A 12,384-nucleotide genomic window follows, 5' to 3' on the forward strand; every position below is an offset into this window, starting at 1 on the left:
TACGCAAACAATACATACAATGATAGCAATCGATAATATTCTGATAAGTGACGAAGTGGTTGAAGAACAATTTGTTTGCGATTTAACTAAATGTAAGGGCGGTTGCTGCGAAGACGGTGATGCAGGTGCTCCAATGGAAAAATGGGAACTGGAAAAATTGGATCAATACTTTGATGTGATTGCTCCTTATTTAAATGAAGCAGGCATGGAAGAGATTCAGCGGGTGGGCAAATATACTTATGATAAAGAGTTTGGCTGGGTAACACCAACCATAAACGGTGGTATTTGTGCTTATGGCAAAAAAGATGCGAGTGGTACCATTATATGCGGAATTGAACAGGCGTATAATGATGGCAAACTAGACTGGAAAAAACCACTCAGTTGTCACCTTTTCCCCATACTAATTAGAAAAAGCAAGAAAGATCCGGATGTTGAATATGTAAATTATCATCCGCGAGAAGACTTATGTCAACCTGGATGCAAATTAGGTAAACAATTAAAGGTGCCGGTATATATTTTTCTGAAAGAAGCCCTTATCAGAAAGTATGGACCAGAATTTTATGAAGCACTGGAAGCAACCGCCAATGAATTTAAAAAACGAAATGATGAGTAATAATTCAGCAGCCAGTTTTATTGCAAAAAGTACTATAAAAGCTGCGGATTTGGAGCATCGCAGAAAAATCAATTTCAATATTGGTAAGTACAATGCTGTTGTTCCCATTGGAAAAAAACAATTTACCAACGTGATGGAAGCCAGGGAAATGGCTAAAATAAAAAAGTGGGATGCAATAGAACACCTTGACCAATACCTCGAAATGTTTGAACAAAAAATAACAGAGAGAGGCGCGAAAGTGTTATGGGCAGAGACGGCTGAAGAAGCATTGGCCCATATTGGAAAAATATGTAGCGAGAAGAAGTGTAAGACATTGGTGAAGAGCAAGAGTATGGTTACAGAAGAAATTCATCTGAACGATTTTCTGGAACAAAATGGAATTGAAAGTGTTGAAACAGATTTGGGAGAATATATTCAGCAGCTGGACGGAGAGCCACCTTATCATATTGTTACACCTGCCATGCACAAAAGCAAAGAAGATGTGGCACGTTTGTTTGCAGATAAATTAGGAGTGCCAGGTGGATTAAGTCCAGAAGAATTAACACAGGTAGCCCGTCAAAAGTTAAGAGAAAAATATGTTGCAGCAGAAGTAGGTGTAACAGGGGCAAATTTTATTTTACCTGATATCGGAGGCATAGCCATAACTGAAAACGAAGGGAATGGCAGACTAAGTTGCGCCTGGCCTAAAACGCATATTGTAGTGGTAGGCATTGAAAAAGTTATTCCATCAGTACAGGATCTTTCTTTATTCTGGCCACTACTTTCCACTTTTGGAACCGGACAAAGGGTTACTGTCTATAACACAATTATTACCGGACCCAGACAAGCCAATGAAACGGATGGTCCTGAAGAAATGATTGTCATTTTACTGGATAATGGAAGAACCAATTTACTTGCCAGCAAATCGGCTAGGGAAGCATTGTATTGCATTCGTTGCGGAGCTTGCTTAAATGCATGCCCCGTATATAAAAATATTGGTGGCCATGCTTATGAAACAACCTACAGTGGTCCTATTGGTAAAGTAATTACACCTTATTTAAAGGGGCTGGATGAATACAAGCATTTGAGTTATGCTTCTTCACTTTGTGGCAACTGTACAGAAGTTTGTCCTGTAAGAATTAACCTTCACGAATTATTGCTCGATAATCGTCATGAAGCAGTAGTACAAGGGAATAGCAGTCTAGCCGAAAGGATTGCCTGGAAAGCATGGAAAACTGCCAGTTTGAACAGAGTCATGATGAATGCAGGGAATGGGAAAATGAAAAACTGGATTGTCAATAAAATTTTTAAAGGATGGACAGCCCATCGGGCAGATCTTGATTTTAGTTCCAAAACTTTCAATGAAATGTGGAAGGAGTCTAATCAATCCTAATATATGGAAGATTTTGGTGCTGATATTATTGTGTATTCGCAATTTGCAAGTGCCAGACTGGATTATATTGTAAAACTGTTGTTTCAGGGTAGGGCAATTATCACCAATGAGATTAGCTTTTTTGAATCCTTTCCGGGAAAAAAAATCAATTATTCCAACAGGTTACTTTCAGCCAGCGATGCCCAGGTTGTACCTCACACTTTATTATTTGAGAAACAAATACAGACTCAGCAAATAATTGTAAACAGCTGGCAGGGTATTCCAGTATTTTTTGAAACATCAGGTGACTCAATACCCTTTGATATTTTTGCAGCTTCTTTTTATTTAATTACGCGCTATGAAGAATGGCTGCCACATGAAAACGATGCGTTCGGCAGGTATCGGCATGAACAATCCCTGGCTTATCAGTTTGGGTTTTTGGATCAGCCATTGGTAAATAGCTGGATGGAAAAATGGGTCGTGCAAAACAAGCTGCCTTATAACAAACCTGCGTTTAGTTTCAGACCCAGTTACGATATTGATATTGCTTATAGTTATAACCATCATTTTGTAATCAGAAATATGGGTGGGTATTTCAAGGATTTGCTGAATGCAAATTTTTCTGGAATCGCTGAGAGAATCCAGGTGCTGGCTGGTTTGAGAAAAGATCCATATGACGTGTATGATTGGCTGGATGAGTTACACGATCAATATCAACTTGATCCGATTTATTTTTTCCTGGTAGCTTCCAGTCGAGATACGATCAATAAAAATATTTCTCCTGCAAACAAAGGAATGAAAGAGCTGATACGCCGTATTGCAGTTAAATACAAAGTGGGTCTTCATCCTTCTGTGCAGAAAGCATCTGTATTTAATGGGGAATATAATTACAAAATTGATGGTTATGAAAGGAAGTTGCGAGCTGAAAAAATGAGTATTGAAAAACTGATTGCAAAGAATGTAACGCAATCCCGACAGCATTATATTCAACTCTGTTTTCCTGACACGTATGAAGCCCTTTTACAAGCGGGAATAACAGAAGATTACTCCATGGGTTATCCAACGATTTCTGGATTCAGAGCGTCTTATACAGGTTCGTTCAATTGGTTTCATTTATTGAACAATGAAGAAACAGCATTGACGCTTTTCCCGTTCTCTTATATGGATGCCACGCAAATTTTTCATGAACGCAATACGCCGGAAGTAGCCATTTCAAAAATGGAATATTACTATGAGCAATTTCAGCAATATGGGGGTTGCTTTGTTCCCATTTTTCACAATCAGTTTTTAAGTGATCAATCTGATTTTACAGATTGGAGAAGTGGTTACGCTGATTTTTGTTTGCGCAGACTCTGATTAACAAGGTAAACACCAATAAGGGTAATACAGGAGCCAATGATGATTTCTTTGGTTAAAGGTTCCTTGATTAAAAAGGATCCGATGATGATGGCAACAATCGGGTTTACATAGGCATACAAAGCAGCAACCGATGCTTCCAGGTGTTTCATAGTATATAAGAAAGCTACTACAGCAATTAATGATCCCATCATGACCAGGTACCCGATGGCATACCAGGTTTGGGCAGGAAATGTTTTGAAAGGAACCAAATTACCTGTTACAGCGGCGCCTGCGAATAGAAATAAGGATGCAAAAATCATTTCCCATCCAATGGCATAATATGGATTCAGGTTGATTTGTTTCCTGGAAATAATAATGGTTCCTACACTCCAGCTAAGCATGGCAATTACGGAAACCAGAATACCAATCCAGTAATTGGGCCCCTGGTGGTGAAATGCATTGTCGTAGAATACAATGGCAATGCCTGTTATCCCCAGCACAATCCCTAAGAAAGTAACCCAGCCAATTTTTCTGTTTTTAAAAAATATTTTTTCAATGATAACTACGCTTAGAGGGTACAAGGCTGCAATTAAAGCTGCTAGTCCGCTAGAGATATATTTCACACCAACTGTAGCCAATCCGTTAGCAAATACGAACAAGAGAATCGACATCCCGGCCAGCCAAAGCATTTGTTTAAAACCGGGCAGTTTTTCTCCTTTTAGCAAAAAGAAACCAGCAAAAAGCGAACCCGCAATCAGTTGACGGGTAGCAGATACCTGTAATGCTGGTGCAAATTGAACTGCATACCTGCTGGCTACCCAACTGGTACCCCATACAATACTGGTTACTGACAGAGCGAAATACGCTTTTTGCTTGGTTGTCAAATTGATTAATGTTTAAAATGTCTGGTGCCGGTCATAACCATGGCAAGTCCATTGTTTACACAATAGTCAACACTGTCTTTGTCTCTTACGGAACCACCAGGCTGAATAAATGCTTCCATGCCAGCCGCATGGGCAATCTGAACACAATCATTAAAAGGAAAGAACGCATCAGAAGCCAACACCGCGCCTTTTAATTCGAAGTTGAATTGTCTGGCTTTTTCAATTGCCTGACGAAGCGAATCAATTCTGCTAGTTTGGCCACAGCCTTTGCCCACCAGCTGTTTGTCTTTTACCAATGCAATGGCATTGCTCTTCAAATGTTTACAAATAATATTAGCAAAAGAAAGATTTTCTTTTTCTGTTTCAGTACAAACTCTGGCGCCTACTTCTTCCCACTTTTCAAAATTGCCCTCATCTGTATCCTGTATTAATGTTCCATTCAGAATACTTTTTTGTATGGAAGCTACTTTGAAATCTTTTTTGTGAAGCTGTAAAAGAATTCTGTTTTTCTTGGTCTTTAAAATCGTTAAAGCAGCTTCTTCGTAAGAAGGAGCTATCAATACTTCAAAGAATATTTCATTAATGGCTTCAGCTGTTGCTGCATCAATGGTTTGATTACAAACAAGGACGCCTCCAAATGCGCTTTCAGGATCACCGGCCAATGCTGCATCCCATGCTGTTTTTACAGTTGGTCTTGCCGCAACGCCACAAACATTGGTATGTTTAATGATAGCAAATACAGCTTCCTGATAATCACTAAAATCTGCAATAAGCTGAACTGCTGCATCCACATCTACCAGATTATTATACGAAAGTTCCTTCCCGTTTAGTTGCGCAAATACGCTGGATAAATCACCTGTGAATTTTGCTTGCTGATGTGGATTTTCCCCATAACGAAGTGCTTTCTCTTCAACTGGATTAAAGTAGTTGCTGATAGCAATATCGTAATGCATCACTACTTCAAAAGCTTTAGCTGCAAAAGCTCTTCTTTGTTCAATGGTGGTATTTCCTTCCTGATCAATCAAAAGTTTTTCTAAATCGCCATAACTGTCTTTGGCTGCAATAACGGTAACATCTTTAAAGTTTTTTGCAGCTGCTCTAATCATGGAAGGCCCGCCAATATCAATCTTTTCGATGATAAGCTTTTCTTCACTGGTGCTGCGCAATGTTTCTTCAAAAGGATACAGGTCTACAATTACCAGGTCAATCTCTGGGATTTTATAATCCTGCATTTCCTGTAAATCCTGTGCTTCGTATCTTCTTCCTAAAATACCTCCGAACACAACTGGATGAAGTGTTTTAACCCTGCCGCCTAAAATAGAAGGGTAGGTAGTTAAGCTTTCTACTGGTACGCAGGTAATGCCCAGATTTTCAAGAAAGGTCTGAGTTCCACCGGTTGAATAAATGGTGATTCCCAGCTTCTGAAGCTGGCGGGCAATGGGTTCCAGGCCGTCTTTATAAAAGACGGAGATTAACGCAGATTGAATTTTTTTTTGCATATGTTTTGCTTTCAGCCCTTCGGCAGTTAATGGGGCAAAAGTTAGAGATTGTATTCAAAAGCACCTTTTTCAGGTACCGAATAATGGCGCAAATGTAAGCGCTCTGCTTCTTTTTTCCATTTTTGTATTTTCCACAATGGGGTACTGCTATCGAAAACCAGCAGGGTTGCGGGAAAATATTTTGCTATGGCTTTCATGGGAACAGGTCTACTGCCTGTTATGACAATCAGATCTACAATGGGTACAGTGGCCAGATCTGGAAAAGGAAGCTGCGGACCAGCAATCAGAATCACTTTGTTCCTGCTAATTATGAAAGGTTTTTGTAATGCAACAGAAACAGGACGGATCGATTTTCCCGTTCTGTACAAGGTTCGGCCAGGTTTTACAACCTGATTCACCAGAACAGGATTGAAATTGAAAGCCGAGTCTCCCAGAAACTGGTGCCCTAATCCCTCCATGATATCAATGGCACTATGTTTAGGCGTATGATATATGATTATTTTTTTTTGATGGCGGTGGTGCAGGGTGTCAATTGTATGTATGCCAACAATGAACAAAAGCGTTGAGGCTGCAATAAAAAAGAAGACTTTACTTGTATGCAGCAGCCACTGATACAGTGAAATAATACAAGCAAAAAGCAAAAGCATTTGCCATCCACTAATTTGTATATACTCAGTGAGCGCAAAAGGAAGTGAAGCTGTTTTTTCAATTAACTGATTCAATTGAGATAATAGCCAATCAATACAAGTGCCTAGTGGGGAGGCAATGATTGAAAATGGTGCCAACAATAGCAAACCAATTAACAGGTACAATATGAGTCCTGAAACAGGAATGGCAATCCAGTTTGCAATCAGAAATAAATTGGGGAAGCTGTGAAAATAATACAGCAATAAAGGCAAAGTAAGGATTTGTGCCCCCAATGTGATGCTGCACATTTGCCATCCCAGTTGCAACAGTTTATTTTTTAAGAAAATTAGTTTTTCAATTGGTCTTGCAAAAAACAGTATCCCCAGAACAGCCGCATAGGAAAGCTGAAACCCAATATCCCAGAGAAAATCCGGACGAAACAGCAAAAGACAAAATGCCGACCCTGCTAAGCTGTTCATCTGATGGTGTGGCCTGTTCTGCTGTTCTCCCAGCAATAGGAAGCTGAACATGACGGCAGCTCTAAGTACGGAAGCACCTGCGCCAGTTAACAAAGCAAATCCCCATAGGAAAAATAAAATACATATGGTTCTGATCCAGCTGAATTGTTTCAATCTTCTGATAGGCTTAAAGAGTAATAACAATAGGCTATAAATCATGCCGAGGTGTAATCCGCTGATGGCAATGATATGTATCACACCCGTATTGCTGTATGCATTCATCAATGTTTTATCCAGATGCGCCTTATAGCCAATCAGCAATGCTTCTGCAACTCCTCTTTCTCTGTTGCTTTTAATGTATAGATACAAAGTATGCAATACGTATTGTCTGGCTTTTTGTAATAAAGAACTGGTTATTGAAAATGGGTGCTGACTAGTGATGCGGTAATCTTTTTTTGTAAGATATACCTGATGAAAAATATGCTGAGCAGCTGCATATTGTTTAAAATCAAATCCCCCCGGATTGGTTACTGATACTATGACTGTAGGTTTTTTAAACAACTGAATTTCCATACCCTCATTGAGAGAATCAAGAGGGATATCAACATTAAAATAGATTAGTAGCTTTGTCTTATGCATAGCTGCCAGCGCCTGATAGCTATTCGCTTTTTTAATGGGAGTTTCTAACAGAACCACTTTATTGCTGATGGGAGTAGCAGCAGGTATACTTTGCTTGTGTAGTATAATGCCTGCGCAAATGAACAGCAACTGTACAGACAATCCCGTCATCCATTGTCGCTTAAAAAAATGAAAAAGTCTGCTGCGGCCATTGAAAAGCCAAAGCAACGAGCTTATTGTAAAAACAGTCACAATCAACCCATTCGGAACAACTACAAATTTGCCCAGCAACAAGCCTGTAATGAGTGCGAGGGTGATGCGTATCATGGGAAATTGCCACCAGCGTTGCGATGTATAAATTTTCGCCATGGAATAAACCTAAACAAAAAGGCCACAGTATTTTACTGCGGCCTTCAAAAAGCGTATTAATACCTTATCTGCTCAGGTTCATACTACGTTCTTTGTAGAGTGTTCTGAAATAAGGATCTCTAAGATCTTTGATAAAACGGATCGCTTCTCCGGTGCTCTTCATTTCCGGTCCTAATTCTTTATTTACGCCAGGGAATTTTTCGAAACTGAATACAGGTTCCTTGATGGCGTATCCTTCCAGTTTTTTCTCCATAGTAAACGCTGATAATTTAGCAGCACCCAGCATTACCTTGGTAGCAATATTCAAGTATGGAATCTGATAAGCTTTCGCAATAAATGGTGTTGTTCTGGAAGCACGTGGGTTGGCTTCAATCACGTACACTTTACCGTCTTTAATAGCGAACTGAATATTGATTAATCCGCGGATGTTTAAAGCACGCGCAATTTTTTCTGCATAGAATTCCATGGTTTCAATTACCAGTGGAGTAAGGTTGAATGCAGGCAAAACTGCATTGCTGTCTCCACTGTGAATACCTGCAGGTTCAATATGTTCCATCACACCCATGATATGAAATTCCTCGCCATCAAAAATGGCATCTACTTCCGCTTCCTGACATCTGTCAAGGAAATGGTCAATCAGGATTTTATTACCAGGAATATGTTTCAATAAACTGATGACTGCTTTTTCTACTTCTTCATCGTTGATTACAATTCGCATTCTCTGCCCACCAATAACATAGCTGGGTCTTACCAATACAGGATACCCTACTTTATTAGCTACTTCAATTGCTTCGTCTGCATTGTAGGCAGTGCCATATTCGGGATAAGGAATATTGAGCTCTTTTAATAGATCACTGAAACGACCTCTGTCTTCGGCTATGTCCATATTCTCGAAAGATGTACCCACAATTGGAACTCCTTTTTCGTGCAAACGCTTCGCCAGTTTCAATGCAGTCTGTCCGCCGAGCTGAACAATAATTCCATCTGGTTTTTCCAGTTCAATGATTTCCCAGAGATGTTCCCAGAATACTGGCTCGAAGTACAATTTGTCTGCCATGTCGAAATCTGTGGAAACTGTTTCAGGATTACAGTTCACCATGATGGCTTCGTATCCGCATTCCTTAATGGCGAGTAGACCGTGTACACAACAGTAATCAAATTCAATTCCCTGTCCAATGCGGTTGGGGCCGCTGCCCAGAACAATGATTTTTTTCTTTTTGGAAGGGATCGATTCGTTGGAGTTCAGAGTAGGGTTCATTTTTTCTAAGAATTCTGCAAAATTAAGGTCTCTGAACAATTTTGGCGGTTTTTTTTTCCTTATCTGATTTGACCTCTGATTACGCCGGATGGTCTCATGGTAGAGTGCACATTTACATAAAGCGCGTCATTTTTGATTGAATTCAAAATGGCCATACTGGGAGAAAAGATTTTTGTGATTCCAAAATCTGCAGCCGATTCACAAATGCCAATTAATACACCACCGTTGGCACCTGCAGCCCCTGTATGAATATGTGCGGCACTCAAGGCATCGCTTGCTTCCAGATTGCTTACGGTTACTTTACTGTATAATTTATTGTCTGCGGTAATTCTGATAAGTGCCATTCCTGTTGCGGTAGTTGTAACCGAAGGAACTTCATTCATGCCAGACAATGGAACACTTGCTGCAAAGCTTACTTCATTAAAGACCTGACCTCTTACAATTCCGGAAGGCTGTTGCGTAGAGTGAATATTTACATATAAATCTGCTGTTCCTGCTTTTAAACTATCAATGAATGAAGTTCTTACTCCCTTCACACTTGCTTTAACCATACTGCCTGTAAAAACGGGCATAAAATCTAATACCACCGGTCCATTGGTTACCGGATCTCCGGCATGAATATGCGCCAGGGTTAAATTATCTCCCGATGCTAATCCGGTTACAGAAGCATCCATCGTAATGGAATTGTCGTTGTATACTTTAATAGTAGCCATTCCTCTTTCTGTTCTTCCGGTTGGTTGTGGGTTTTGATTGGCTGCAGCCAATGATACCATGATTTCTTTTACAACCTGTGCTTCAGGAGCAGAATCTGATTTTTTACAAGAAGCAAAAATGGCCGTTGCTGCAAAAATGGTTGCGAATAGTTTGTACTTTCTCATAGTTTTTATTTTTACTTACGAGAAACCAGTCAGTTTGGATTTCTTTATTCAAAAAAATCTGTATTGTTTAAAGTAAATTTGATACAACACGTTAACCTTTTACAAAATCATTGGTATGAAATATCTGTTTATTGTTCTATTAGGTTCATTGTTTGTTTCCTGTTCAGGTCCCCGTGTTTTAGACCTGGCTACTGCACCTGATGCCAATTTTGGTAACTACAAAACCTTTGCTTTTTTCGAAGTCACTGCTTTTGGAGACACTATTACAGAGCAGTTTAATGAGCGCATTGCCTATCTTAAAAAAGGAATTGCAGCGCAGATGGAGCAGCGCCGCTTTACGCAAGTACCAAAAAATCCAGATCTGTTTATCAATATTGGGGTGGCTATAAAGTTAGAAGTGCAAACCCGCGAAACCAGCTGGCCACAAGATGGTATGATGCGCTACATGGGACAGCGCAATTATAAATGGAAGTCGGAAGAAGTGGAAGTGGGTAGGTATAGAAGAGGGGCAATTAGTTTGCATGTAGTAGATGCTGCCAAGAATCATATGCTTTGGACAGCCACCCTTCGGGGATCTTTACCGGACGACAGCACCAAGCTCAAAACCTTTGCTGACAAGGGCATACAGGCTTTGTTCAGTAAGTTCCCTGTGCAGTAGTGCGCATATAATTTTAAAAATAGTTCATTTACCTAATGAACTATTTTCAGCTCCTCCCAACGCGAAGTATAGCGAGGGCTACGCAGTTCTTGCCGCATTTTCCAATTTCGTTTGGTTCCTGCTGCTGCAAACTGAATAATATCGTTGCGCATGGCAAAATTGATATTGTCAATGGCACTCATGAGTTTTCTATTTTGCTGCGGCACGGCATCGGTAAATAAATTTCCCTGCACCGATTCATCGGGCACAAGACCACTTAAAATAACGCCGGCTTTTTTATACACAGCACCTTCCTGAAACAGTTGATCTACCAATGCTACGGCGGGCTTGATGAGTATATGTGTGGCGGAACTAGCATAAGGCAAATGCACATAAGCGCCTACACTATTCCCATGCCTGAATCTGCCTTCTGTTTTTTCTTGTTTCGGAATCACAAAAACATAAATTACCGAAGCGGCACTTTGTTGTCTTCTCAGTTTTTCCGTAGCTCTGGTAATATAGGTTGCTACCGCTTCTTTAATCTGTTCTTTACTGGTTACATTTTTGCCAAACATCCGGGTTGTAGCAATCATTTTTTTGGTGAGCAAGGGGTCTTTCATTTCAATACTTTGTACACCATTCAACTCTCTTAAGAGTCGCTGTCCTACAACCCCACCTAGGTTTTTTTGTACCCATGTTTCAGGCATACTTCGCAAATCAAAAGCCGTGTTGATATTGTATTTACGCAGCTTTTCCGCATACTGGCGGCCTACGCCCCAGATATCTTCTACCGCTGTTTGTTGTAATGCGGTTGCTACTTTTTCCGGCGTGTTCAGCACCATGATGCAATTGGTGGCCTGCTTATTTTTTTTCGCCAGCCGATTGGCTACCTTACTCAATACTTTGGTAGCAGCAACGCCAATAGATACTTTAATGCCAGTCCATTGTTCTACTGTATTTTTCAGGTGGAGCGAAAACGCCTCTAACTGATCGGGCTCAATATGACTGAGGGTTACAAAGCATTCGTCTACAGAGTACACTTCTACTGCACCAGCGGGAAGGCATTGACGCAGGGTTTCCATCACGCGCCAGCTCAAATCCCCATATAAATTATAGTTGGAAGAAAAAGTATGAACGCCCTTTTGTTGAATCAATTCCTTCGCCTGAAAATAAGGGATACCCATAGCAATCCCGGCCTGCTTGGCTTCATCGCTGCGCGACACAATGCATCCGTCGTTATTGCTCAGCACCACCACGGGTGCATTGTGCAGGGCAGGTAAAAAAAGTCTTTCGCAGGAACAATAAAAACTATTGCAATCAATTATTCCAATCATACTAATCTGTCCGGATGATTATACCGCGTGAATAGAATACGTTACGACTCCCCATACCTGGGCCCGTTCATCGAAGCCGCCGGTTAAGGGAATGTCTGCGAATTTTTTGTTCTCTGCTACCAGGGTTAGCTGGTTAAAATTTTTTTGCAACCGGCGCACCAGCAACTCTCCGTCTAAAATGGCAATGATGATTTTACCGCTCACCGGTTTAATACTGCGGTCTACAATTAAAGTGTCCCCGCTGAAAATGCCGGCACCCGTCATGGCATCACTGTTCATCCGAAAGAAAAAAGTAGCTGGCTTGTTGTGCACCAGTTGCTCGTTCAGGTCTATGCCGCGTTCCATATAATCGTCGGCAGCAGCCCCGAATCCGGTGGCATTGGCAGTAGGTACCTCCCACTGCGAATACCGCTTAGAGCCCTTGTAGGCGGCTCCGTACCCGATTTCCCCGTCCATAAAATGATTTTTTACTTACTAAATAATTTAGTAAATTTATACTAAAATAATTATCAATCTAAAT

The 12,384-nt window shown here is 40.6% G+C and carries 11 protein-coding genes; 4 read left to right on the forward strand and 7 right to left on the reverse strand.

The genetic code is table 11. From position 1 onward, the window contains the following. Positions 1-19 precede the first annotated feature (19 nt). Genes TEGAF0_RS11410 through TEGAF0_RS11420 form a run of 3 tightly spaced genes read left to right on the forward strand, consistent with a single transcriptional unit; the run spans position 20 to position 3,320 of the window. Positions 20-613 carry a DUF3109 family protein gene (locus tag TEGAF0_RS11410; RefSeq protein WP_264898352.1) on the forward strand — a complete coding sequence of 198 codons (594 nt, stop codon included), beginning with the start codon at positions 20-22 and terminating at the stop codon, positions 611-613. Further along, on the forward strand, positions 546-1,985 hold the full coding sequence (locus tag TEGAF0_RS11415; protein WP_264898354.1) for a LutB/LldF family L-lactate oxidation iron-sulfur protein: 1,440 nt from the start codon (positions 546-548) through the stop codon (positions 1,983-1,985). The genes TEGAF0_RS11410 and TEGAF0_RS11415 overlap by 68 nt, the downstream gene beginning before the upstream one ends. Before the next feature lie 3 nt (positions 1,986-1,988). Further along, positions 1,989-3,320, forward strand: a complete 1,332-nt coding sequence (locus tag TEGAF0_RS11420) for a DUF7033 domain-containing protein (protein ID WP_264898355.1) — start codon at positions 1,989-1,991, stop codon at positions 3,318-3,320. On the opposite strand, the gene TEGAF0_RS11425 is transcribed toward TEGAF0_RS11420, so the two are convergent. The 5 genes from TEGAF0_RS11425 to TEGAF0_RS11445 form a co-directional block, all read right to left on the reverse strand. Beyond that, entirely contained in the window at positions 3,290-4,186 is an 897-nt protein-coding gene (locus TEGAF0_RS11425) for a DMT family transporter (RefSeq protein WP_264898357.1), read from the reverse strand. The two genes, TEGAF0_RS11420 and TEGAF0_RS11425, sit on opposite strands and share 31 nt — an antisense overlap. 5 nt (positions 4,187-4,191) lie before the next feature. Continuing rightward, the gene (gene purH, locus TEGAF0_RS11430; RefSeq protein WP_264898358.1) at positions 4,192-5,685 is read right to left on the reverse strand and encodes a bifunctional phosphoribosylaminoimidazolecarboxamide formyltransferase/IMP cyclohydrolase; all 1,494 of its coding nucleotides are present in this window, start codon (positions 5,683-5,685) and stop codon (positions 4,192-4,194) included. Between the two features lie 41 nt (positions 5,686-5,726). Beyond that, a complete protein-coding gene (locus TEGAF0_RS11435) occupies positions 5,727-7,757 on the reverse strand; it encodes a ComEC/Rec2 family competence protein (protein ID WP_264898360.1) in 2,031 nt (676 codons plus the stop codon). Positions 7,758-7,821: 64 nt separating this feature from the next. After that, positions 7,822-9,015 carry a carbamoyl phosphate synthase preATP-grasp domain-containing protein gene (locus TEGAF0_RS11440; protein WP_264898362.1) on the reverse strand — a complete coding sequence of 398 codons (1,194 nt, stop codon included), beginning with the start codon at positions 9,013-9,015 and terminating at the stop codon, positions 7,822-7,824. A 59-nt stretch (positions 9,016-9,074) separates the two neighbouring features. Continuing rightward, positions 9,075-9,893 (reverse strand): CHRD domain-containing protein, encoded by an 819-nt coding sequence (locus tag TEGAF0_RS11445; protein ID WP_264898364.1) that lies wholly within the window; start codon positions 9,891-9,893, stop codon positions 9,075-9,077. Between the two features lie 115 nt (positions 9,894-10,008). Between TEGAF0_RS11445 and TEGAF0_RS11450 the strand changes: the two genes are divergently transcribed. After that, complete coding sequence (locus TEGAF0_RS11450; protein ID WP_264898366.1) at positions 10,009-10,551, forward strand: DUF4136 domain-containing protein; 543 nt, start codon at positions 10,009-10,011, stop codon at positions 10,549-10,551. A gap of 32 nt (positions 10,552-10,583) precedes the next feature. On the opposite strand, the gene TEGAF0_RS11455 is transcribed toward TEGAF0_RS11450, so the two are convergent. Continuing rightward, positions 10,584-11,864, reverse strand: coding sequence for a Y-family DNA polymerase (locus TEGAF0_RS11455; protein WP_264898368.1), 1,281 nt, complete (start codon positions 11,862-11,864; stop codon positions 10,584-10,586). Between the two features lie 18 nt (positions 11,865-11,882). Next, entirely contained in the window at positions 11,883-12,320 is a 438-nt protein-coding gene (locus TEGAF0_RS11460; RefSeq protein WP_264898370.1) for a LexA family protein, read from the reverse strand. Positions 12,321-12,384 lie beyond the last annotated feature (64 nt).

Origin of the sequence: Sediminibacterium sp. TEGAF015 (assembly GCF_025997995.1) — a bacterium.
In the GTDB taxonomy this organism is placed as follows: Bacteria; Bacteroidota; Bacteroidia; order Chitinophagales; family Chitinophagaceae; genus Sediminibacterium.

Coding starts and splice junctions, on each gene's coding strand:
- TEGAF0_RS11410 (WP_264898352.1), top strand. CDS start 20: ATGATAGCAATCGATAATATTCTGATAAGTGACGAAGTGGTTGAAGAA.
- TEGAF0_RS11415 (WP_264898354.1), top strand. CDS start 546: ATGGACCAGAATTTTATGAAGCACTGGAAGCAACCGCCAATGAATTTA.
- TEGAF0_RS11420 (WP_264898355.1), top strand. CDS start 1,989: ATGGAAGATTTTGGTGCTGATATTATTGTGTATTCGCAATTTGCAAGT.
- purH (WP_264898358.1), bottom strand. CDS start 5,685: ATGCAAAAAAAAATTCAATCTGCGTTAATCTCCGTCTTTTATAAAGAC.
- TEGAF0_RS11435 (WP_264898360.1), bottom strand. CDS start 7,757: ATGGCGAAAATTTATACATCGCAACGCTGGTGGCAATTTCCCATGATA.
- TEGAF0_RS11440 (WP_264898362.1), bottom strand. CDS start 9,015: ATGAACCCTACTCTGAACTCCAACGAATCGATCCCTTCCAAAAAGAAA.
- TEGAF0_RS11445 (WP_264898364.1), bottom strand. CDS start 9,893: ATGAGAAAGTACAAACTATTCGCAACCATTTTTGCAGCAACGGCCATT.
- TEGAF0_RS11450 (WP_264898366.1), top strand. CDS start 10,009: ATGAAATATCTGTTTATTGTTCTATTAGGTTCATTGTTTGTTTCCTGT.
- TEGAF0_RS11455 (WP_264898368.1), bottom strand. CDS start 11,864: ATGATTGGAATAATTGATTGCAATAGTTTTTATTGTTCCTGCGAAAGA.
- TEGAF0_RS11460 (WP_264898370.1), bottom strand. CDS start 12,320: ATGGACGGGGAAATCGGGTACGGAGCCGCCTACAAGGGCTCTAAGCGG.